This is a genomic window from Stenotrophomonas sp. YJH_SMC_80 (assembly GCF_059372495.1).
On record NZ_JCAFVP010000019.1, the window covers coordinates 24,093 to 46,125 of the forward strand.

Below are 22,033 nucleotides of genomic sequence, written 5' to 3' on the forward strand. Positions count from 1 at the left end.
TCGTCATTGGTAAAGGGCCGTCTGCAGGCGGGAGACGGCTTCCTTGAAGGGTGCGATACCGCCGAAATGCCGGGTGGCGATTTCGGAAGGGCTGCCGAAGCGGTCGAAGGGTTGCACCTTCATCAGCTCGGACAGGGCGTTGAACTGGAGGATGCCGCGCTCGATGTACTTGTCGAGGAGCAACGTGAGGATTTCGCGGGCCGAATCGCCGTACTGGCCGAACAGATCCTGCGCTGCATTGCTGGCCTTTTCCGCGCGTTCGCGGCGGGTGAGCAGCGGCGCGTTCCAGGCCAGATGACACAGCAGATCGAAGGGGTCTGCGTCGGGCTGATCGGCACTAGCCGACAGCTCCTCGAAACTGATGCCGCGCTCGGTCAGCTCACGCAGAACCTCAGTACGGGCGTCGGGGTTGGCCCAGGCTGATTGCAGCGCATCGCGGGTCGGGTACAGCGTCCGAACGGTGCGCCCCGAATATTCGGTGTACTTGACCACTTGTAGCTTTTTGCCGTCGGTGTCGAGGTCGTAGACCAGATGGCCGATGACCTCGACGTCGCCACCGTCCACGTAGAACTTGCGCGGCTCTTCTGGCGGTTCGGTGAGGATCTCGCTCTGGTCTGCGTCAGTGTCTGTGGTGTCTAGGGTGTAGTCGACCAACGGCTCTTCGTCGCCAGATGGCGGTTCGATAACCGACTCGATGGTCTCGCCGGCATCATCGATGGTCACTTCCTCGATACGCGCGGGATCACCATCGAAATCCGGATCGGCGAAATGCCGGGTGGCGGTGCCGGTGAAGTCGATGATGTTGAAGTATTCCTTGCCGTAGTCGACCTTCAGCCGTGTGCCGCGCCCGATGATCTGCTTGAACTCGGAGCGGGAGCCAACCACGCGCGCCAGTACCACGTTCTTGACCATCTCGGCGTCGACGCCGGTGGTCAGCAATTGCGAGGTGGTCAAGATCACCGGCGTGGGCTTGTCCACATCCTGAAAGTTCGCGAGGTGGGTGAGGCCAATGGCACCTTCGTCGGCGGTGACGCGGCAGACGTAGTCCGGGTATTGCTTGACCAGATCGCTGTTGAGGTTAACCAGCTCCTGGCGCATTTCGGCAGCGTGCTCCTGGTCGACGCAGAACACGATGGTCTTGGCGAAGCGGTTGGTGCCCTTGAGGAAGTCGGCAAGGTGTTGGGCAATGGCCTTGGTGCGCGCACGCAACGCGATGACGCGCTCGAAATCCTTTGTCTGGTACTCGTCGTCCGGCACCGGGCGGCCGAAACGGTCGAGTTCGTCCTTGGACGGACGCCAGCCGGCGGCATCGACCGTGGTGATCACGCGATGCACACGATAAGGCGCGAGAAAGCCATCCTCGATGCCTTGGCGCAGGCTGTAGGTGTAGACCGGGTTGCCGAAGTATTCGTAGCTGTCGCGCGACTCCTCACGCAGTGGCGTGGCCGTCATGCCGAACTGCACGGCAGGCGCGAAGTATTCGAGTACCGCACGCCAGTTGCTGTCGTTCCGGCTGGAGCCGCGGTGGCATTCGTCGATGACGATCAGATCGAAGAAGTCCGGCCGGTACTGGCGGAACACGTCTTCGCTGGCGGTGGATAGCGCCTGATAGATACCGAAGTACATGTCCCGGCTCTGGCTCACGTCGCCCCCGGCGATCTTGTGGCGGGCATCGCCAAAGGGCGCGAACATCTTGGCCATCGGGTCATCGACCAGGATATTGCGATCGGCCAGGAACAGGATCTTTGGTCGCCGGTATTCGCCGGTGCGGTTCCAGCGGCTGTTCCACAACTTCCAGCACAGCTGAAACGCCACGCAGGTCTTGCCGGTGCCGGTGGCCAGCGTGGCGAGCACGCGCTTCTGGCCAAGCAGGATGGCCTCGATCACCCGGTTGATCGCGATCTGCTGGTAGTAGCGCGGCACCTTGCCCGAGACCAGGTTGAAGGGTTCGAGCAGGTGGGGTGTAGCCGGATCGGGCAGCGCGGCAGCAGCGGTCAGTCGCTGCCAGAGTTCGGCGGGCGTGGCGAAGCGATCCACCTCACGCTCGGTGCCGGTGGTGTAGTCGATTTCGATGATGCGATGGCCGTTGGTGGCATAGGCGAAATTCAGGCCGAGAATCTCGGCGTACTCTTTGACCTGCTGCACCCCGGTTTCCGCCGGCAGCCCCAGCTCTTTCGCCTCCACGACGGCCAACGGATAGTCGCGTCGGTAGTAAAGCAGGTAGTCAGCACGCTTCTGCTTGGCACGGCGCACCCGGCCACCGGTAACAATGATGCGACCATTGGTGAAAGTGTGCTGCTCGCCGATCGCGTGCGGCGCATTGCCCCATCCGGCCGCGACGAGTTTTGGTGTGACCAGTTCCCGACAGGTGTCGGCCTCGGTCATGATTTCGCTGATTGTCATCAGTGCCCCCCTGGAACCCAATTGAATTTTACTCGAGCAACCAGGCTGCTGGATTCTGGTCGCAGGCACCCGATTGAAAGTACCCAATCACACTCGACACCGACCTATGCTCGGTCAGCTGCATGATCGCCGGCAGTGCCACCCCTTGGCGGCTGGCCTCGGTCACAAATCCTGACCTGAGACTGTGCCCCCCAAAATCCCCATCCAGCCCCGCCAGGCGTGCCCGCCGCTGCACGATCTCACCCACCGCAGCGGGGGACAGGGCAGGGCCGACGCGCCGTTTCCAGAGCCGCCGGAAAATCGCCCCTTCGGTGATCCCGGCCGCGTCCAGCCAGTCCTGCAGGGCGATGGCGGCCCGATCGAGCACCGGCTTGTCCGGGGTCGAGGTCGCGGTGACGCCGGCCTGCTGGGTCTTGCTGTGCTCGAGCCGATAGAGGTAGCCCTTGTCGCCGATCCGCCGCAGGTCGCGCAGGTCGGCGGCGGCGATCTCGCTGCGCCGGCGCCCGCCGCTGGCAAACCCGAAGCAGAGCAGGGCGCGGTCGCGGATCCCTTCCAGGCTGTCGTCACAGGTGACCAGCATCGCCTCCAGCTCGGGAAGGGTGATCGCCGTCTTCTTGCGCGGACGCTCGCCGCGTTTGACCGCGGCCCGGGCGGCCCGGCTCAGCACCGTGCGGATCGCCGGCTGCTCACAGGGATTGGCTACCTGTTTGAGCCGGTGCGCGGTCGACAGTACCGCGACCCGGTGCCGGACCGTGGCCAGCGTCCACGGCCCAGGCTTGGCTTTCAGACCCGCGGCCACCAGCGCCTGATCGACCGCCGGCGGCAGCTCCCAGACCAGCTCGCCGTCGGCGGAGCGGCGCTGGACATGGTCGACCACAAACTGCAGCACCGTGGCTTCGGGTACCGGCAAGGCGAGCTCGATGCCGTAGCGCGCCGCATACCAGCCGGCCCAGTAGCGCAGGGCACTGGTGTAGCTGCGGGTGGTGTTGGCGGCGGCCGCCTCGGCCAGCAGCTCTCGCACCGCATCCGCCGCCTGTTGCGCCAACTGCTCGGGCAGCACCAGGTGCTGGACCGTCTGGGCGAGGGCGCCACTAGTGGAAGTATCTTTCATAGTATGTAATGTACACTACGAATAAGGGCGCGCACCCACGATAATCATCACTTATCGCGAGTACGTTACCAGCAGACTAGGGCGTCAGTACTGGAGACTTCGCATGGCCCGCGGCATCACCGAATCCGACGTCCACACCGCCGCCGACGAGCTGGTGGCCAAGGGCGAGCGCCCGACCGTCGAGCGGATCCGGGCTCACCTGGGGACCGGCTCGCCGAACACCGTGACTCGCTGGCTGGAAACGTGGTGGAACCAACTCGGTACGCGCCTGCAGCCAGCGCGGCTGGACCTGGACGATGCGCCAGCGGTGTTGGCGGAACTCGCCGGGCAATGGTGGGAGTTGGCGTTGAAGCATGCACGGGAGGTCGCCCATCGAGAGCTTGCAGAGGCTAAGCAGTCGTTGGCCGCCCAGCGTGATGCACAGGAGGCAAAATCCCAGCTTATAGCTGACGAGCTGACGCAAGTCCGTTCAGAGCGTGACGCTGCAATCACTGGCGAGAGGATCGCATCGACACAAGCTGCAGAGCTGCAGCAGCTGGTTGACCAGCTCCGTCTGCAGATCTCAGAACTCGCAGAGCAGCGAGACCTCGAGCTTAGAAGAGCCGATCGAACTGAGGAAGCGAGACAGCAACTTGACGTCCGGCTTCATGAAGCCCTAGAGACGGCGAAATCTGAGCGGGAAGACTGGACCGAGTACGTCAGATCTGTCGAGAATCGGACACTGAGCGACGTCGATCGAGCACGTCAGGAGGTCAAGGAACTCCAAGCGCAGCTAAGCAAGGCCTCCGAACACCACAGGGCCCTTGAAAACCAGCTACGCCAGGATATCCAGGCCGCCCAGTCGGCGGCAGCTACGGCCACCCAGTCTGCGGACATCCTGCGCGGCAGATGTGACGCTCTCGAGGGGCAAATTTCGAGCCTTCGAGATCTGCCGACGCAGCTAGAGGCGGCACTCAAACGATCCGAAGAAGCTCGCATAGCTACTGATGTTCAGCCCAAACGAAAACGCTCGAAACAGTGAAAATATGGCTAACAGGCGCCCTCAGGGAAGCCCTAGCGTGTGGGGGAAACGTCTCAGATCTGTCGAACAGATAGCGGCTTTCGTTTCCGTACAGGAAGCTGGACCGTCTTGGGCGTGCCGAGCTCCGCCGCTATAGTTGAACTACAAGAAAATTACCCCAGTAGACGACCATGAACCTCTTGCAAGAAATGCTCCGCGCGTTCGTCCAAGGCGCAAGAGAAACGCCCGCCGGATTCTTCTCGCCGATCTTTGGGATATGGCGAATCATGACTACCCAGACCGACCGAGCAATTGCCCGACATCAGCGCTGAACGCTCTCCAGTGCAGTAACGGCATAGTCAGGATTCGCCCTGAAACTCCACACATGCGGCGTTCAGAACGCGGCAGGGGTCCGACGCCAGCATTTTGGATGGGGTTCCACCATCGAGCATCGCGTGCGGCGACAGAAACCACTCGACTTCTCCCCAATAGGTGCTTCGCCGCAGTCCGCTTGGCTCATGCTCAAAAGGACCGAACTCACGCAGCACAGCCAGAATCTCGGCCAGGTGGTCCACAGGCTTGCCGCTCGGCAGGAACTGCCAGGTCGGGTAGCGGTAACTGGGCGACGGATTGGTGACGTAGACCCCGAGCAACTTGCCAGCGCGGCGCAACTGGCTGACCAGGCGGCCACCGTTCGGAGCATGAGAGCCAAGCCCCTGACTGACCTGTGCTGCAGTGAGCCATTGCTCAGCAAGTGCTTGGCGCGCGTCAGCCGCATCTCGGAGGATCCGTTGAGCGGGCGTAAAGGTGTCGAAGTGCATTCAGCCGCCTCGCACTATGGAGACCAGACAGGACACGAGTCTAGCAAGTCGGAAGATTGTGGGCGATCTGTGGGGAAAACGTCCCAAGCCTCGCGAATAGGACACGCCCGCGGATCTGTATTTTTGGCCGGTGGGTGTGGCAGGCACCGAGGGCAGGGCGGGGTAGCCGAGAATGGGGAGCGGCATGCTCCCCATTTGGAATTCAAGCCTGGTCGTCAACTGGCGCAGTTGGCCCGTTGTTCTTAACAGCCTGAATTCCTGCCTCGCGGGCTTGGGTGGAAGAGTAGGTCTCACTGGTACCAATGCGCTCGCCATTAGCGGCCTTGAGGTTGAACATAGGCTGGCCGTTTGCCGCGTTCTTGCGCTCATAGCGCGAATCGTCAGGAGAGTTCACCTTGACTGAAGCAATTCCAGTCAGTGCCCCCTGCTTGGAGGCATACAATTCACTGGTGAGGATGATCTCGTTATTGCCGGCCTTAAGGACAAAGCGGTACTGCGTTCCCGAACGACTCAGAACATATCGAGCTGCCATGCAAGTTCCCCTAGCTGCGCCTGGATTGGCCAAGCGAATCTGTCAGAGGAAATCCTGAGTGCCTATCAGGGAAAGCCGCACCTCGACGAAAGATCGGCAGCATCCGGCAAAAACCGAAGCCATATCGACATTTACATCGCCCTGACAAACATAAGATACGTTATGCGAAGTAACGTATTGATTCAGAAAGCTTTGTTGTCCCAACACTACTCTAGGGTCGATGCACGAAGCAAGTGACCGCAGTACAGACACGGCCCGGGATGATCACCTCTGGGGGGCGCGCCAACCAGCGATCGCGGCGCGACGCCTCCTGAGCTCATTCACTTCGAAGGAGCTTTCTACGACGCGCTCTATTTGCCAGCCAGATCGCCCAGCCTGCAAACGAACAGGCCCAGACGGCGATGACCAAGGCGATGATCATGATCGACCGATCAGTTTCGTTCATTGGGGAGTACTCCGCAGCTGCACCTGGTGCAGATCACATGGTATCTGACGAAGCCCAGGTTGAGTGCGGACACGGCAGCTGCATTCATCGCTATTTCGCAAATTTCTGGTCGTGGCAAAGGCCAGTTGCGGGCAGTATGGCTGCATGCGAAGGACGTCAGCACTAGGCGCCAGGTTCCTCACCCTGATCGTGTTTTGGTGCATGGAGCAATTGTGGAATCATGACTACGGTCATGTCCTTAGAATGCAATGCATGCAGCAGCAGGCCCATCAACGCTACGGGGAGGCAGCCTTGAAATTTGTCGAGAACTCGGCAGTTTAGGCCGTCAGATTTGAGGCAGACCGTCGCCGCGCGTGTCGAAGCTACCGAATTGGTGAAGCAGAAGGCGCGGGTACCACAATTTTCAGCGGAGCAAGGGGCGAATTCTTGTTCGCGCAGAAGTCTCGGGGGCGTCTCTTTGGGCAAGCCAGTAATTGGGGGGCGAACTTTCGTAGCAATCGGGGCGAATGTCTGCTGCAGCGGGGGCGGCCGTTCAACGTCAATCAATTGCCATGCGGAGCCCACGAACCCGGCTACGACCGATAGAGCATTTCGCATAATGTATATTATGTTACCAAGAGGTCTACCCATACGAACCCCAGTCATTCCAGTCCTGGCCGCATGCTGCTCCCCTTCAAGTAACCGCCCCAACGCCCGCAGAACCTGGCTCCACGGCGCCAACTTCTCACCCGGCATGCAGGCCCGCCGGTGTAGGCTCGACGCACCACTTAAGGACGGGTTTGGCGATGCGCCTGGCTGATTTTATCGAACGGAATGCGCGGGAAATCCTCGAAGACGCGGTGGCATTCGCCGAAACGCAGGCGCCCGATACCGTCGAGTTCAGCGCAAAGCAACTTCGGAATCATCTTCCCCAGATTCTTCAGGCGGTCGTAGACGATCTCAGATCGCCGCAGACAGCCTCCCAGCAGGTCGCAAAGTCCCACGGGCTTGCACCGTTGAAACCCGGCCCCGAGTCCGCCGCGTCCTATCATGGCCGAACCCGCGCCATCGCCGGCTTCGGTCTCAACCAGATGGTGGCCGAGTATCGAGCACTCCGGGCCTCGGTACTTCGGCGATGGGCATCCGACCAGCAGCTGATCACTTCATCGATCGATGACATCCTTCGTTTCAATGAGGCCATCGACCAAGCGGTCGCCGAATCCCTTGCTCAGTTCTCTGCCGAGGTCGAATCCTGGCGGCAGATCTTCCTGGCAGCGCTCGGGCATGATCTCCGAGGCCCTTTGGCAGCGGTCATGTTCTCGGCGGACACTCTGGCCAGTGGGCTGCAGGATCCGGCATTGTCCAGGCAGGCCGAGCGGATCATCAATGGCAGCATGCGCATGAACAAGCTGCTCGACGACCTGCTGGCTTACAGCCGCAGCAAGCTGGGCGATGGCATGGCCATTCATCCGGTGGACTGCGATCTTGCCCAATCGCTTGGCGAGGAAGTCGAATTGCTTCGCGCTGCCCTGCCCAACGTCCCCATCACGTATGAGGCTGAAGGCGATGCCCGCGGTTGCTTCGATGCCTCTTCGTTGCGCGAGGCGGTTCACAACCTCACGACCAACGCTGCAAAGTACGGCGAACACGGCACCGATGTGCGGATCAGCCTTGAGGGCCTCGTCGACCAGATCATGATCACGGTGAGCAACACCGGCGCCGAACTGTCGGACGAAGCGTTCAACAGTCTGTTCGATCCCTTGCGCAGAGGCTCGCACAACCCGTCACAAGGCGAACACGCGAGCTTGGGCCTCGGCCTGTTCCTGGTGCGGGAAATCTGCCACGCGCACCGCGGCACGGTCCATGGACGATGGCGGAATGGTCGCACTTCATTCGTCATCACGCTCCCAAAGAACGCTGATTGAGGCGACCGGCCCGGCGACGGCACTACAGGAACCTGTGCATCACGAAGACATCGACCAACCCCAACTGACCGTGCCGGAACGCCTTCGGTAACGTCCCGACCACGTCGAACCCCAGCTTCCGGTACAGCGCCACCGCCGGGCCGTTGGTACTGACCACGTAATTGAACTGCATGGCCAGGAATCCTTCCGCCCTCGCCCGCTCCAGGGTGTGTTCCACCAGCGCCCGGCCCACGCCTTGCCCTTGTGCCGGCGCATCCACGACATACGTGGCGCTGGCCACATGCGCCCCCAGATCAGGGAAGTTCGGGCCCATCTTGTACATGCCCACCACCCGGCCCTCCAGCACAGCTACATGAGGCGCCTGGGCCTGGAACCAATGCGCGCGAAACGTCTCGACGGCGAAAGAGCCGGCAAAGGGCAGCGCATCCTGCGTCGCAATGGCCGTCTTGAACATGCCCCACATCACGTCGAAATCGCCTGCGCGGGCGGGCCGGATCTCCATGCGTCTCCTGCAGATCTGTGGTCATGACCAGGCCGCACACTACCAGAATCGAGCTCCGGCCCCGTAGCTGCTTCACGCGCCACCGCCATCCGCTCCGTAATAGTTGAGGAAATTCCAACCTTTTGAGCAGTAGATGCCCCCTGTTTCCGCGCACATCCCGCACCGGCTTCGTCGATGGCGCGTTCCGGCCTACGTCCTGCTGGGCATCTACCTGCTGTATCTGCTGGCCGGCAACATCTTCCTCAACACGCCCCTGTTCGACCAGGTCACCAACCGCAAGCCGCACAAGTTCGTAATGACCACTGGGCCGGCCATTACGCTGTTGCCCGGCCACGTGATCGCCTGGAACGTGCACATGCGCGGCCACGTGAACCACACCGTCTACGTGTTGCATGCAGACCGCGCCAGCGCCCGATTGGCGGTGCTGCCCCTGTTCCAGCGCGAGGTGCGGGTGCCAGGGCTGCAGGCCACCGGAGTTTCCGCCGAGATCAGCCGCGTCGAAGAAGCCATCCCTTCACCGCCGCGCAGCGACCAGGGCTGGACCTTGCGTTTCGACGCCATCCACAGCGACAGCATCCGCAGCGCACGCTTCGGCAAGCTGCTGATCATCGGCAAGGGCCAAGGTACTGTGGGGTTCCTGAAGCAGCTGCGTGGCGGCCCATCCGAACTGTTCGATTCCGAAGTCTCGTTCAGCAAGGCAGACACCAGCTATGATGGCGTGCAGCTGTTGGGCGACATGGATCTCACCGCGCGATTCAGCTATCCGCGCCATTATCGGGACCAGGCGCCCGGCCTGGCCAAGTTGAAGCTGCTGCATGCCCAGCTCGAGGTGGATGCCCGCAGCCAGGGCCTGCGCATGGACACCGATGCCACAACGCCGAAGATCTCCAGCGCGCCCGTGCCCGGGCGCCTGCAGCTGGCGCTCCACCTGATCGATAGCCAGCTGCAGCCCGGCGACCACGCGCTGTGGCAGGTGCCGCTCCATCTGGGCGATGGCGCCCCCGATCGCGGCATGCTGGCACTGCAGCTCAATGTGGCCAAGGACCTGCGCCTGCAGGCGCGCCTGCCGCCAAAGCCCGGTTCAGGTAGCGAGGTGGATGCCGATCTGCATATCAGTGGCCGGGACATTCCCTTCCAGCAGCCCGCCCAGCTGCTGGAACGCAGCTCTGGCACAGTGCGCGGCGAATGGACGTTCACCTCGCTCAACTGGATCCCTGCTCTGTTCGTCCGCAAGCCGTGGCTGCAGCTGGACGGCGGCGGCACGCTGAAAGCCGATCTGCACCTGCGCAATGGTGAACTGATCGAAGGCAGCACCGTGGACATCCCGGCTGCCGAGGCCGTGGCCGAAGTCGCCGGCGTACGCCTGGCGGGCACGGCCAGCGCCCATGGCGAGTTGAAGACCGGCAGCCCCAGCCAGGCCCAGCTGTCCGTCCGGCTGCCGCGATTCACTGCGCGGCCAACCGATGCCAGGGACGTGCGCCTGTTCGACGGCCGGGATCTGGCCCTGGACCTGACCGGCGATGGCCGCCTGCAGGAACTGCGCAAAGGCGTCCGCGCGCAGCTGCGCTTCAGTGAAGCCACCATCCCTGATCTGACCGCCTACAACCGCTACCTCGGCTCACCGCAGGTGCGGCTGCTGCGTGGCACTGGCACCGTCAGCGGTGATGCGACCCTCGATACCGACGGGCGCGTCGGCCATGGCATGGCCCGGCTGTTGGGGCGCAACGCCAGTGCAAAGGTGGCAGGGTTGGACATGGGCGGCGATATCGACGTGAACGCAACGCTGCGCCGCGGTGACTTCAACCAGCGTCATTTCGATCTGTCCGGCACCACGGTCGAGCTGCGCAACGTGCAGGTGGCGGACACGCAGGGCTCGACGGCATGGAAAGGCCGCGTCGCCTTCAAGCGTGGCCGTATCGATGCGCAGTCTCCGTTCCAGGTGGATGCCACCACGGACCTGGATCTCAGCGATGCGCGACCGTTGCTGGCGCTGTTCGCAGAACGCACCGACTACCCGCGCTGGACCTTGTCGCTGCTGGATTCCGGACAGGTACAGGCACAGGCGACGCTGCGCTGGCGCCCTGGCCATCTGGTCATCGATGGCCTGCAGGCCGAGAACGATCGGCTGTCGGTACGCGCGCGGCTGGATCTGCTGGAACAGCGCAAACGCGGTGATCTCTATCTCCGGTGGGGGCTGCTGGGTGCGGGCATCGAGCTGGACGGCGATCAGCGCCAATGGCATCTGGCCAAGGCGCGCGAGTGGTTTGATCAACGGCCTTCCCTGCTGCCAGCAGGTCAGGGATCGTCTGCCGCCGGATCTTCAGACTGAAGGCCCGCGACCTGCATCCATTCGCGGCCTCTGCGCGTATACCGGATCATGCGCATCAGGGAGCTGTACGGTATGAAGCGGAGTTCGCAGGTTTTCGGGCTGCTGGGATGGGTGGCGATCACCTTCGTCGCGGCCGCCCTGGGCGCGTGGGCGTCGACATCCGCAGCCAGCTTCTACGCCACCCTCGATCTTCCCCCGTGGGCACCACCGGCCAGTGTCTTTGGTCCGGTGTGGACCCTGCTCTACGCCATGATGGCGATTGCCGCGTGGCTGGTGTGGCGCGAACGCGGCTGGCGCGGGGCACGACCCGCGCTGATGCTCTACCTGGTGCAGCTTGCCGTCAATGCGCTGTGGAGCTGGCTGTTCTTCGGCTGGAAGCTGGGCGCCCTGGCCTTCGTTGACATTCTTGTATTGATTGCGCTGGTTTGCGCAGCGATCGTCGCGTTTGCGCGCATCCGTCCGACTGCGGCGGCGCTGCTGCTTCCCTATCTGGCCTGGATCTCGTTCGCCTCGGCGCTCAACTTCCCGGTATGGCGAGCCAATCCCGGGCTGCTGTGATCTCCGCCGCTTACGCCTGGGCAACGGCCTGCGGGCGCCAGGTCCGCAGCAGGGCCGGCTTGAACGCCTGCTGCCCGCAGCCGGTAGGGCATCGCACCACCCGCGCCGCAGTATGGCTGACCAGGCCCTGCCCTTCTTCGGCCTTGAAGATCGTCTCGCAGGACAGGCAGCGGGCAACCAGCGAATACAGGTGCAGCAGCCGGCCACTGGCCGGGTCCTGCAGCGCGTCCACATCCAGCAGTTCAAATTGGCAGCTGTCAGCCAGCATGCGGTACGGGGACAGGGGCGCGGGCTGCAGGTTCACGGGGCGGTCGCTCAGGGAAGTGGATCCACTCTAGGCAATGATCTGTCGAGCTGATGTGCAGCGTAGATGTATTCTTCGCGAAAACCTCAAGTGCTCGACCTCGTCCCTACATGAAGAATTCAGCTTGGACAGAAGCACGCTTCATACGCATACACTGGTAGGCGAATGCACGATTTTGCTTCACCATTGATGGGTACCGGATGTACCACTGGGCCTTCCAGCCATCCACGAATGATGAGTCCCGCCCTTGATGCCTTCTGCTGAGACCGCGCACGACACTGCCTTGTCCAGTTGCGCGCGCGAACCGATCCACACCCCCGGCGCGATCCAGCCCTATGGTGTGCTTCTGGTCGTTGAACCGCAGTCCCTGCAGGTGCGCGAGCGCGCCATAAGCCCGCCCGGGCTGCTGCAGCAGTTCGGCGAACCGTTGATGCGGCACGTCAGTGAGGTGTTCGGCGGCGTGCTGGCGCCGTTCCAGGGCTTGTTCCAGCAGGCCGTGATCGGCAGCAGTGCCCATGTCGGTGCCGTGCATCTGGATGGCCACGGCCGGCATCAGCTGCTGGTGCACCGTTCCGCCACCGATCTGCTGGTCGAGCTGGAAGCACCGGTTCCGGGCCAGCCCGGCTCGCTGGAAGAGCTGTATCCGGCCATCCGCGAGCTGATGGCCGGCATCGAGTCGGCCAGCACCGTGGAAGACCTCTGCCAGCTGGCTGCCGCGCACATGCGCCGGCTCACCGGCTTCGACCGCACCCTGGTCTACCAGTTCGACGCTGGCTGGAACGGCATCGTGGTGGCCGAGGATGGCAACGGCCTGTTGCCGTCCTACCTGGACCTGCGCTTCCCCGAATCGGATATTCCAGCACAGGCGCGCGAACTCTACCGCCGCAACCGGGTACGCCTGATCGCGGACAACAGCTACACCCCGGCCCCGCTGATGCGGGCCGAGGATCAACGCGACGCGCCGCCCACCGACCTGAGCATGGCGGTGCTGCGCAGCGTCTCGCCGGTGCACCTGCACTACATGCGCAACATGGGTACCGGCGCGTCGATGTCGGTATCGCTGGTGCATGAAGGCCGCTTGTGGGGCCTGGTGTCCTGCCACACCGTGCAGCCACGCCGCCTGCCCTACCACGTGCGCACTGCCTGCGAGTTCATGGGCCAGATCCTGTCGCTGCAGATTGCGTTGAAGGAGCGTGCGCGTGCGATCGAAGAGCGCGTTGCCCGTCGTTCCATACTGGTCAAGCTACTGGGTCGCATGGCCGGCGACGAGGACTTCATGGCAGCCCTGCGCCAGGACGAGGCCAGCCTGCTGTCGCTGACCGGCGCGGCCGGCGCGGCGATCGTGCACAAGGGCGATTGCCTGCGTGTTGGCCAGTGCCCTTCCTCCAGCGACGTGCTGGCCCTGGCGAACTGGCTGGCCACGCAGCAGGCCGGCCAGGAAACCTACTGCACCGATCACCTGGCAGCCGACTGGTCGCCTGCCGCGCACCTGGCCGACGTCGCCAGCGGCCTGCTGGCGGTGTCCATTTCGCAGCTGCATGACAGTTACCTGATGTGGTTCCGCCCGGAAGTGGTGCGCACCGTGCGATGGGGTGGCGATCCCCGCAAGGAAGCAGCACCGGGCGTGGCGCTGTCCCCGCGCAACTCGTTCGAGGCCTGGAAGGAGACCGTGCAGCAGCGCAGCCTGCCGTGGAGCGACGCTGACTGCGACGCGGCACACGAGATGCGCACGGCCATCGTCGATATCGTGTTGCGCAAGGCCGAGGAAATGGCCGAACTGAACGAGCAGCTGCTCCGCAGCAACAAGGAACTGGAAGCCTTCTCCTATTCGGTCAGCCACGACCTGCGCGCTCCGTTCCGTCACATTGTCGGTTACTCCGAACTGCTGGGCAGCTCGGCGGGCGAGCGCCTGAACGATACAGAGCGCCGATTCCTGGACACGATCGTGGAATCGGCCAAGTCCGCCGGAACACTGGTGGATGACCTGCTCAGCTTCTCGCAGATGGGGCGCTCCACGCTGGGGCGTGTGCGGCTGGACATGACCGCGCTGGCCGAGGATGTGCGCCGGAGCCTGGCCCTGGACTACGCCGGCCGCGACGTGCAGTGGACGCTCGCACCGCTGCCGGAGGTCGAGGCCGATCCCACAATGCTGCGCCTGGTATGGCAGAACCTGCTGGCCAACGCGATCAAGTTCACCCGCGAGCGCGAACACGCGGTGATCGAGGTTGGTCACGAGCGAAACGACGACGAAGACCACTTCTTCGTGCGCGACAACGGCTGCGGCTTCGACATGCGCTACGTGGACAAGCTGTTCGGCGTGTTCCAGCGCCTGCACCACGTCGAAGAGTTCGAAGGCACCGGCATCGGCCTGGCCAATGTCCGCCGGATCATCGGCCGCCATGGCGGCCGTACCTGGGCCGAGGGCGAGCCCGGCAAGGGCGCCACGATCCATTTCACCCTACCCCGCTTCACAGGAGAACACCCATGAGGGACCTGCGGCCGATCCTCTTGGTAGAGGACAGCCCCAAGGATGCAGAGCTGACGATGGCCGCGCTTGCGCGCTGCCAGCTGTTGAACGATGTCATCCATGTACGCGACGGCGCCGAAGCGCTGGATTACCTGCGCTGCGAAGGCAAGTTCGCCGGCGCCATGCACGGCGGCCCGGTGGTGGTGCTGCTGGACCTGAAGCTGCCCAAGGTCAATGGCCTGGAGGTGCTGGAACAGGTGCGTGGCGACCCGCAGCTGAGCAGCACGCCGGTGGTGATGTTGACCTCCTCGCGTGAAGAACAGGATCTCGTGCGCAGTTACGAACTGGGCGTGAATGCCTTCGTGGTCAAGCCGGTCGACTTCAAGGAATTCTTCGACGCCATCCAGGGGCTGGGCATGTTCTGGGGCATCACCAACCAGCCACCACCGCATCGGCCCAATGGCTCGGGGCAGCACAACAATGCGTGATGGATCGCGCCGCAACGAGCGCCTGCGCATCCTCATGCTGGAGGACAGCGCGCTTGATGCGGAGCTGATCACCGCACAGCTGCAGCGTGCCGGCCTCGATTTCGAGGCCGAGCGCCTGTGGACCCGCAACGCGTTCATCGAGGCCATCGACAGCCGTGCGTTCGACGTGATCCTCGCCGACCATGTGCTGCCCGGATTCGATGGCGATGCGGCCCTCGCACTGGCACGCGAGCGGATTCCGCAGACCCCTTTCATCTTCGTCTCCGGCACGCTGACCGAAGAGCTGGCGGTGCAGGCGCTGACCCGTGGCGCGCGCGATTATGTAGTCAAGCAGCGGCTGCAGCGCCTGCCGGATGCGATCCGTCGCGCCCGCCAGGAAGCCCATGAGCGCAACCAGCTGCTTCATGCGCAGGCTGCGCTGAATGAGAGCCAGGCGCAGCTGCAGCAGGTGACGGATGCCGTACCCGCGCTGATCGCCCAGCTCGACAACGCGCATCGCTACCGGTTCGCCAACAAGGCGTTCCTGGACTGGCATGGATTCAGCCTGGCCGAGTTGCTGGGCCGGACAGCGCGCGAGGTCAGCGGCATTTCCGCCTTCGAACACGCCCTGCCGAGCCTGGAACGGGTGCTGCAGGGCGAACGCACCAGCTTCCAGGTCGAACTGGTGCACCGCAGCGGCCAATCACGATTCGTGCAGATGGACTGCGTGCCTGAGCATGCGGCCGACGGCAGCGTGGCCGGCTACATCTGCCTGGGTAGCGACGTCTCGCAGCTGAAACAGGCCGAGCTGGCCCTGCGCGAGGACAATCAGCTGCTCGAGCAGCAGGTGCAGGCGCGCACGGCCGAGTTGCGCGCCAGCAAACGGCGCCTGCAGGCGATCTTCGAATCCAGCTTCCAGCATCAGATGCTGCTGGATCTGTCCGGGCGCGTGGTGGATGCCAATGACGCGTCACTGGCCGCAGTGCTGGCGGAAAAGAAGGACGTGGTTGGCCAACGCTTCGGTGAATCGCTCTGGTTCGCCACAACCGATGGCATCGGCGCGCTGATCGATCGGGCCGTCGCTGCAGCCGTGCAGGGCCGGAGTTCGCTGCATTCATTGGAGCTGGAACTCCCGACCGGGCCGCGCAGCTTCGATTTTTCTTTCCGCCCGCTGCTGGATGCCGAAGGCGTGGTCACCGCCGTGGTCTCCGAGGCCGTGGAAACGACGGCGCGCCTCCAGGCCGAACATGCACTGCGCCAATCACAGAAGATCGAGGCGGTCGGCCAGCTCACCGGCGGCATCGCGCATGATTTCAACAACATCCTGACGGTCATCTCCGGCAACGTCGAGCACGCCATGCTGCTGAACGAGCGCGCGGGCGAAGCCGGCGCGATGGTCAGCCGGGCGCTGGACAACGCGCTGAAGGGTGTCGGACGTGCCGCCAGCCTGACCCAGCGCCTGCTGGCGTTTGCCCGACGCCAGCCGCTGCACAGCCAGGCCGCCAACCTCCACGAGCGCCTTCTGGACATGCACGACATGCTGCAGCGTGCACTGGGTGAGCTGGTGCAGCTGGAGATCCGCAGCGCCGAGGACATCTGGTGCGTGGAGATCGACATCAGCCAGCTGGAGGCCTCCGTACTGAACCTGGCGGTGAATGCCCGCGATGCGATGCCGCACGGCGGGCGGTTGGTGATCGAGGTCGACAACAGCCACCTCGACCACGACTACGCCGCCCTGTTCCCGGATGCAACACCAGGCCAGTACGTGATGTTGCGGGTGCGCGACAACGGCCATGGCATGGACGCGGCCACCCTGGCCCGGGTGTTCGAACCGTTCTTCACCACCAAGCAGGTCGGCCGCGGCACCGGGCTGGGACTGTCGATGGTGCATGGGTTCGTCAAGCAGTCCGGCGGCCACGTGCTGATCGATTCGGTGGAAGGCGGCGGCACGAGCATTACCATGATGTTTCCGCGCTCGCCGCTGACCCTGCCCCGCGAAACACGCACCCCGCAGACCGGCCTGGCCGGCTACTCGCCGCGCGAGGAAACCATTCTGGTGGCCGAGGACAACGACGATGTCCGCGCCTACACGGTGGATTCGCTGCGGCTGCTCGGCTACCGCGTGCTGGAAGCCCACGATGGCCCCTCCGCGCTACGGTTGCTGGAGCGCCCCGACACCAGGGTGGACCTGCTGTTCTCGGACGTGGTGATGCCCGGCATGTTGGGCTGGGAGCTGGTCCGTCAAGTCCGCGAACGCTGGCCGGAAGTCGCCGTCCTGTTCACGTCGGGCTATCCACGTGACCACGATCAGGCGGGCAGCCAGGGAGAGGGTCGGCAGGGAATCGTTACGTACAGGGCCAAAAACCACCTAAGCGATTGAAACGCAATGATAATTGCCTTGTCCCGATAGCGTATCTCCCCGTCTATGGGGCCTGTTCAAGGACTTTCGCTGTATAGCTCAGCGGCGCCACTTCCCTATCAAGGTCGAGATGGTAGTCGCCGAAGCGGTTGATGTGGCTGGTCCGAAACGGCGACAGTCCGGCCAGGATCTCGGGCGTCAGTTCAACTCCCTCCTTCCGCATCTCAGCCAAGGTCCGGCTCATGCCTTCTACGTTGTGGAGGATGATCATGTTAGCGACCAGCTGGCTGTACTTGATGATCTTGCGCTGCTCGTGTTGGACGTTCTCAGCAATGATCCCCTGGCTGCCAAAGAACACCCATTTTACGAAGCCGTTGTACTCCTCGCTCTTGTTGGTCGCAGCATGGATCGTTTTCCGAATCTCGTTGTCATCGATGTAGCGCAGCAAGAACAGCGTTCGGACGGCCTTGCCAAGTTCCCGGAAGGCGAAGTACAGCTTGTTCTTCCGGCTGTAGGTGCCCAGCCGGCGCAGGATCGAGGACGCGGTGATCTTCCCCAATCGGATCGAGATCACTACCCGCAGCATGTCGTGGAGATGGGTGGCGATCAGTTGCCAGTCGATGCTGTCTCCGAACAGTGCCTGGATGTTCTTATAGGTCCTGCCAGGTTCAGGCCGGAAGAATGTGAGATCCTTGATGTTTCGTATCCTGGGCATCAGCTGGATGCCCAGCATGTGGGCCAAACCGAAGACCGGATAGCTTTGGGCCTGCGTGTCGCCATGGACGATCTCGGGCTGGATGTCGGACGTGTTGGCCAGCAGGCCATCGAGGATGTAGATGCCCTCGTGCACGCCACAGGGAATGAAGTGGCTGAACAGCGCCACGTATTTGTCGGACACATGGTAGTAGCCGATGCCGCCGTAGCCGCCGTAGCGGATGTGGTACTCCGACAGCAGGTTGTCCTCGTACACGCTCCACTTGGTGCCATCTGCTGACGCGCTCTTGCCGCTGCCCCAATAGCCCGGCAGGTCAAATTTGTTGTAGGTATTGATGACCTCCACGATGGCCTTCTCAAGGACATCTTCGGTCACGTATTTGAGGTTGAGCCAAGCGACCTGGCGACGGCTGAAGCCCTTGATCGACCGCGCCGTCTGCGTCGGACCCAAGTTGCAGCCATAGCAAAACAGCGTGGTGATCACCCGTCGAGGGAGATCTTCAACCTGGCTCTCGGTGCCGGCGATCGGACGGAAGAATCGGTGCAGATCCAGCCATTGGCTGGCGTCGATCAGGACATCGACGATGCTGGACTCCGGGAGCCGTTCGGCGATGAGGCGGTCCACGGTGGCAATGGCGCTTGAGACCTCGGCGCGTTGCCCCTTCCGCAGTACCAGGCGTCCTTCCAGAATGTCCGCATGAACATTCTCGGGGAAACGCTCGTCAACTTCGTCGGCCAAGTCGGTCAGTTGTGCGCGCAACCCGGCCACGAAAGTCGCAGCGTCGGTGGGCAAGCCTGACACCTGGCCATAGGCTTCCAGTTCCTGGGCCAAGGTGGCTTCATCGACCAGCTGCTCGCGGTAGTCGTCAAATCGTTCGCTGCTCGGGATGAAGAGATCTCCCGACTTCAGTTCGTCCTTGACCTGCACCAGCACGGCCAGCTCGAAGTACTTACGGTGCATCCAGCCGGCGCCTGCCGCGCTGGCCCGCTTGCCAAACACGTGCTGACGCCAGAGCTTGGACATCCAATCGAAGTCCTTTTCCGGGTCCAGGCCGAGGGATGCGACCTCGATCAGCTCACGGCGTTGGTTGCGCAGCGACAGCACCGCTGCAATCAACGGCTCCATGCCGGCATCGTGGCTGGTTGCCCGCAAGTTCATCAGCTCCAGCCCATTGAACAGCAGCGGCCTGACCGCGCCGTAGGGTTGCAGCATGAAAGGCAGATAGTTCTTTCCTGCGTATGCCATATGTTCTTCGCATTCGGCCAACAAGGTCGACACTTCCGCTTCCAGACTGTTATCGATGGCATCCACGCGCTGACTATCGCTGCCGTCGAGCTGATAGGCCTGCAGGATTTCCTTGAGCTGGCCGATCAGGAAGTCGGCCCGCTTGGCATGTTCGAGCTGGTAGGCCAGCAGCTTTTGCTGGGCCGTGTTCTCCAGCCCGCGCACCTGCTTGATGAACAGCTCGGCTGCGTCATCCAGCGTCTTGGCATGCTGGGCGCGAATGAAGATGGTGGCCAACGCATAGCGCTTGTCCGGAGCCAGTTCGGCTAACTCGCTGGCGTCATAGGCGCGAGCCATTGCACGGAATTGCTTGAGCTTGGGCACCGGCACATCGATGGGAGGCAGCTGCTCGGCCAACTGCTGCAGCATGCGGATGTGCTGCAGATAGAACCGGACCTCCTTGTTGGTCGGTCGGCCAGGCTCGCGCTTGAGCGATTGCCAGCCAGTAAATCTGGAGCCTTCCGGTGCGCGCAGCAATTCGTCAATGAGCGTGCGCGTGGCAGGCGTCAGCGCGTGACTGATGCTGCGGTAGTAGCCCAGATTGACCCGCTCACGTGCGCCGATGGCGGCCAGCTCCAGGGTGCGGAAGCCTGGCAGTTCGTAGCGGTGGTGCACCAGCTCTTCGAGCAGGACGTTCACGATGTCCGGGATGGTGTGCTTGGTCTGGGCTGCTCCGGTGGCCACCGTGTCCAGCCAGGCCAAGCCTGATTTGTCCAGGGGATGTACCCCGATGAACTGCCGAAGCTGCGGCATATGGCGGCGCTGGCTACCGGAAGCGTCGTAACGTTCGAGCTGGTCGGTGTCCAATACGCGCCCGAGTCGGGCGGCCTTGGCGATGTGCTTCCGGATCCGCTCGGGCACTTCGGCTAACACCGTGAAGTAACCCAGGCGCTGGAAGAGCTTGAGATGAATCAGTACCGCCAGCTGCGGTCCCGGCTGGGTGGTCAGCTGCTTGGCGAATGCAATCTCAGCGGCGGTGGGGGTATAGATCTCCTCCAGTTCCTTGGCGGTGGGATCAGGCTTCAGTCGCGGGTAGGCGGTCTCGTGAAGGGTAGCCATTGGATCCGGAGGTTATGAGGGGATCAATCCCAGTGCCGGCCGTCGTCTGTATTGAGAGACGCTTCCAGGAAACACTGGTGCGTATCGGCCATGCGGTGCATGTCATCGAGCAACGTGGCCAGGATTTCATCCAGATCCCGGTCGGGATCGGTGGGAACAGTCAACTGGTACTCGCTGCTGGCAGTGTTCAGGCGCACAGCCTGGAACGGGGCCAAGCAGATCTCTTCGATCCGGCCTCGGGCCTTGGCCGCGCCGCGGCCCGTGCGGGCAAACGGGGTCAGCACCATGCGCAGGCGCAGCTGCAAGGCCGGTTTGCCCTCGGGCGCCGGCAGTGCCATCGCCGGTACCGGCGCGGTTGGACTGGGCAGGCTTGCTTCAATGCGGTCACGGGCAAAGGGGTCACGCCCGTCCAGATAGCGCATGGCCGACTGCACATCGCGCCAGCCCACGTACTCCATCAGCGCCTTCATGTCCCAGCCTTGGTCGTTGGCCCAGCTGGCAAAGCCGCGGCGCAACGAATGGCTGCTGTGGAGCCCCGCATCGGCAAAGCCGGCACTGGTCAGCAACTCGCGTAGCAGGCGCACCAAGCTGTTGGGATGCAGGCCCTCGGCGCTCACCTGGCCCCATTGGTTAACCGCCCGAAACACCGGCCCTTCGTGCAGGTCGGCCGCCTGCAGCCACACCTGGGTCGCCTCCACCGGGCACAACCGCGACAACGCCGGCACCTTGTAGGTGACGCCGGCGGCCTGGCGGTCGCCCTTGCTGCGCGGCAGGAAACAGGTCATCCCCTGTCCCGGCACCAGCGTGAGATGGGCCACGTCCAGACGCAGCAGTTCATCGCCACGGAAGCCCCGCCAGAATCCGAGCAGCACCAACGCTCGGTCGCGTTGATGGCGCAGCGCCGCCGCTCCGTCGCCCCGGGCATGCGCCGCCGCGATCGCGGCAGCCAACCAGTCATCGAGCTCGACCAGCCGCCGAATCTGCAGCGGCGCGGCTTGCTTGACCTGGCCCGGGTGCAGGGTCTGGATGCCTTTGAGCACCTTGCGCACCAGCGGCGACCGGGTCGGGTCGACAAAGCCGTGGTCGCGGTGCCAAGAGGCAATGGCGGCCAGCCGGTGGCGAAGCGTGCTGGCGGCTAGGGTCTGCGCATACGCGGCCAGGTACCGCGCCACGCTGTCCGGTGTCGCTGGGAGGTGGCCTTGCCATTCAACCTCGAAGTGCCGCAGCGCCGACGCATAGCTGCGCACCGTGTTCTGGCGCGTGGCTGCATCGAGGTAGCGGTCCAGTTCGGTCACTGGCGCGTGGCCTCCACAGCGACCGGCTGCCGCAGGGTCGACAGGATGGTGCATTCAGCCCGCTGCCCACCGTGGCAACTGGCAATCACCCGTTCCAACTCGGTGGCCATGCGCTCCAGGTCGGCCATGCGCGCCCGCACGTCGGTCAGATGGCTGCGTGCCAGCCGGTCCACGTCCCCGCACGAAAGCTCCTCATCGCCGGCCAGCTGCAGCAGGCTGCGGACCTCCTCCAGGCTGAAGCCTAGGTCCCGGCCGCGCGCAATGAAGCGCAGCCGCTCGATGTCGGCCGGGCCATAGACCCGGTAGCCATTGCCCGAGCGCCCCGGGCGCGGCAACAGGCCGATCCGCTCGTAATAGCGGATCGTCTCCAGGTGGCATCCACTGGCGTCGGCAGCCTCACTGATTTTCATTCGTAGTACGCTTGACTCCGTAGTAGCTACGGACTTTACCCTCACCGGCTGTGTCATGCCAGCGTCCC

The 22,033-nt window shown here is 63.4% G+C and carries 16 protein-coding genes; 7 read left to right on the top strand and 9 right to left on the bottom strand.

Annotated elements, in window-relative coordinates; translation table 11 throughout:
* Positions 1 to 3 precede the first annotated feature (3 nt).
* Both hsdR and AC5P99_RS19705 read right to left on the bottom strand, forming a co-directional pair.
* On the bottom strand, positions 4 to 2,403 hold the full coding sequence (hsdR, locus tag AC5P99_RS19700; RefSeq protein ID WP_241873929.1) for an EcoAI/FtnUII family type I restriction enzme subunit R: 2,400 nt from the start codon (positions 2,401 to 2,403) through the stop codon (positions 4 to 6).
* Positions 2,404 to 2,431: 28 nt separating this feature from the next.
* Entirely contained in the window at positions 2,432 to 3,514 is a 1,083-nt protein-coding gene (locus tag AC5P99_RS19705) for a site-specific integrase (RefSeq protein ID WP_241873928.1), read from the bottom strand.
* Positions 3,515 to 3,617: 103 nt separating this feature from the next.
* On the opposite strand from AC5P99_RS19705, the gene AC5P99_RS19710 reads away from it, so the two are divergent.
* Positions 3,618 to 4,535, top strand: coding sequence for a DNA-binding protein (locus AC5P99_RS19710; protein ID WP_241873927.1), 918 nt, complete (start codon positions 3,618 to 3,620; stop codon positions 4,533 to 4,535).
* Positions 4,536 to 4,873: 338 nt separating this feature from the next.
* Here AC5P99_RS19710 and AC5P99_RS19715 read toward each other — a convergent pair whose 3' ends face one another.
* Together AC5P99_RS19715 and AC5P99_RS19720 are read right to left on the bottom strand one after the other, a co-directional pair.
* A complete protein-coding gene (locus AC5P99_RS19715) occupies positions 4,874 to 5,335 on the bottom strand; it encodes a hypothetical protein (RefSeq protein ID WP_241873926.1) in 462 nt (153 codons plus the stop codon).
* A gap of 202 nt (positions 5,336 to 5,537) precedes the next feature.
* Positions 5,538 to 5,867, bottom strand: coding sequence for a YegP family protein (locus AC5P99_RS19720; RefSeq protein WP_080376385.1), 330 nt, complete (start codon positions 5,865 to 5,867; stop codon positions 5,538 to 5,540).
* A 1,230-nt stretch (positions 5,868 to 7,097) separates the two neighbouring features.
* On the opposite strand from AC5P99_RS19720, the gene AC5P99_RS19725 reads away from it, so the two are divergent.
* Positions 7,098 to 8,216, top strand: a complete 1,119-nt coding sequence (locus AC5P99_RS19725; RefSeq protein WP_495213467.1) for an ATP-binding protein — start codon at positions 7,098 to 7,100, stop codon at positions 8,214 to 8,216.
* Positions 8,217 to 8,238: 22 nt separating this feature from the next.
* Here AC5P99_RS19725 and AC5P99_RS19730 read toward each other — a convergent pair whose 3' ends face one another.
* A complete protein-coding gene (locus tag AC5P99_RS19730) occupies positions 8,239 to 8,718 on the bottom strand; it encodes a GNAT family N-acetyltransferase (RefSeq protein WP_495213468.1) in 480 nt (159 codons plus the stop codon).
* A gap of 133 nt (positions 8,719 to 8,851) precedes the next feature.
* Between AC5P99_RS19730 and AC5P99_RS19735 the strand changes: the two genes are divergently transcribed.
* Both AC5P99_RS19735 and AC5P99_RS19740 read left to right on the top strand, forming a co-directional pair.
* Entirely contained in the window at positions 8,852 to 11,047 is a 2,196-nt protein-coding gene (locus AC5P99_RS19735; protein ID WP_495213469.1) for an AsmA family protein, read from the top strand.
* Between the two features lie 72 nt (positions 11,048 to 11,119).
* On the top strand, positions 11,120 to 11,605 hold the full coding sequence (locus tag AC5P99_RS19740; RefSeq protein WP_099605745.1) for a TspO/MBR family protein: 486 nt from the start codon (positions 11,120 to 11,122) through the stop codon (positions 11,603 to 11,605).
* 10 nt (positions 11,606 to 11,615) lie between these two features.
* Here AC5P99_RS19740 and AC5P99_RS19745 read toward each other — a convergent pair whose 3' ends face one another.
* A complete protein-coding gene (locus tag AC5P99_RS19745; RefSeq protein WP_033835164.1) occupies positions 11,616 to 11,909 on the bottom strand; it encodes a hypothetical protein in 294 nt (97 codons plus the stop codon).
* A gap of 250 nt (positions 11,910 to 12,159) precedes the next feature.
* On the opposite strand from AC5P99_RS19745, the gene AC5P99_RS19750 reads away from it, so the two are divergent.
* From AC5P99_RS19750 to AC5P99_RS19760, 3 genes are read left to right on the top strand one after another with little or no spacing between them, the layout of a single operon-like run.
* Entirely contained in the window at positions 12,160 to 14,397 is a 2,238-nt protein-coding gene (locus tag AC5P99_RS19750; protein ID WP_495213470.1) for an ATP-binding protein, read from the top strand.
* The gene (locus AC5P99_RS19755) at positions 14,394 to 14,864 is read left to right on the top strand and encodes a response regulator (RefSeq protein ID WP_005409633.1); all 471 of its coding nucleotides are present in this window, start codon (positions 14,394 to 14,396) and stop codon (positions 14,862 to 14,864) included. The genes AC5P99_RS19750 and AC5P99_RS19755 overlap by 4 nt, the downstream gene beginning before the upstream one ends.
* On the top strand, positions 14,857 to 17,223 hold the full coding sequence (locus AC5P99_RS19760; protein ID WP_495213471.1) for a PAS domain-containing protein: 2,367 nt from the start codon (positions 14,857 to 14,859) through the stop codon (positions 17,221 to 17,223). The genes AC5P99_RS19755 and AC5P99_RS19760 overlap by 8 nt, the downstream gene beginning before the upstream one ends.
* 43 nt (positions 17,224 to 17,266) lie before the next feature.
* Here AC5P99_RS19760 and AC5P99_RS19765 read toward each other — a convergent pair whose 3' ends face one another.
* From AC5P99_RS19765 to AC5P99_RS19775, 3 genes are read right to left on the bottom strand one after another with little or no spacing between them, the layout of a single operon-like run.
* A complete protein-coding gene (locus AC5P99_RS19765) occupies positions 17,267 to 20,260 on the bottom strand; it encodes a Tn3 family transposase (protein ID WP_099539826.1) in 2,994 nt (997 codons plus the stop codon).
* A gap of 23 nt (positions 20,261 to 20,283) precedes the next feature.
* The gene (locus AC5P99_RS19770) at positions 20,284 to 21,555 is read right to left on the bottom strand and encodes a site-specific integrase (RefSeq protein ID WP_017355000.1); all 1,272 of its coding nucleotides are present in this window, start codon (positions 21,553 to 21,555) and stop codon (positions 20,284 to 20,286) included.
* Positions 21,552 to 21,965: a MerR family transcriptional regulator gene (locus tag AC5P99_RS19775; protein WP_014159604.1), complete on the bottom strand. Its 414-nt coding sequence runs from the start codon at positions 21,963 to 21,965 to the stop codon at positions 21,552 to 21,554. Before AC5P99_RS19775 ends, AC5P99_RS19770 begins: the two co-directional genes overlap by 4 nt.
* Positions 21,966 to 22,033 lie beyond the last annotated feature (68 nt).

What these genes read in the sequence shown, in the direction of transcription:
- AC5P99_RS19750 (WP_495213470.1), top strand. Translation starts at nt 12,160, where the DNA reads ATGCCTTCTGCTGAGACCGCGCACGACACTGCCTTGTCCAGTTGCGCG.
- AC5P99_RS19710 (WP_241873927.1), top strand. Translation starts at nt 3,618, where the DNA reads ATGGCCCGCGGCATCACCGAATCCGACGTCCACACCGCCGCCGACGAG.
- AC5P99_RS19730 (WP_495213468.1), bottom strand. Translation starts at nt 8,718, where the DNA reads ATGGAGATCCGGCCCGCCCGCGCAGGCGATTTCGACGTGATGTGGGGC.
- AC5P99_RS19755 (WP_005409633.1), top strand. Translation starts at nt 14,394, where the DNA reads ATGAGGGACCTGCGGCCGATCCTCTTGGTAGAGGACAGCCCCAAGGAT.
- hsdR (WP_241873929.1), bottom strand. Translation starts at nt 2,403, where the DNA reads ATGACAATCAGCGAAATCATGACCGAGGCCGACACCTGTCGGGAACTG.
- AC5P99_RS19720 (WP_080376385.1), bottom strand. Translation starts at nt 5,867, where the DNA reads ATGGCAGCTCGATATGTTCTGAGTCGTTCGGGAACGCAGTACCGCTTT.
- AC5P99_RS19760 (WP_495213471.1), top strand. Translation starts at nt 14,857, where the DNA reads ATGCGTGATGGATCGCGCCGCAACGAGCGCCTGCGCATCCTCATGCTG.
- AC5P99_RS19765 (WP_099539826.1), bottom strand. Translation starts at nt 20,260, where the DNA reads ATGGCTACCCTTCACGAGACCGCCTACCCGCGACTGAAGCCTGATCCC.
- AC5P99_RS19725 (WP_495213467.1), top strand. Translation starts at nt 7,098, where the DNA reads ATGCGCCTGGCTGATTTTATCGAACGGAATGCGCGGGAAATCCTCGAA.
- AC5P99_RS19715 (WP_241873926.1), bottom strand. Translation starts at nt 5,335, where the DNA reads ATGCACTTCGACACCTTTACGCCCGCTCAACGGATCCTCCGAGATGCG.
- AC5P99_RS19735 (WP_495213469.1), top strand. Translation starts at nt 8,852, where the DNA reads ATGCCCCCTGTTTCCGCGCACATCCCGCACCGGCTTCGTCGATGGCGC.
- AC5P99_RS19740 (WP_099605745.1), top strand. Translation starts at nt 11,120, where the DNA reads ATGAAGCGGAGTTCGCAGGTTTTCGGGCTGCTGGGATGGGTGGCGATC.
- AC5P99_RS19775 (WP_014159604.1), bottom strand. Translation starts at nt 21,965, where the DNA reads ATGAAAATCAGTGAGGCTGCCGACGCCAGTGGATGCCACCTGGAGACG.
- AC5P99_RS19705 (WP_241873928.1), bottom strand. Translation starts at nt 3,514, where the DNA reads ATGAAAGATACTTCCACTAGTGGCGCCCTCGCCCAGACGGTCCAGCAC.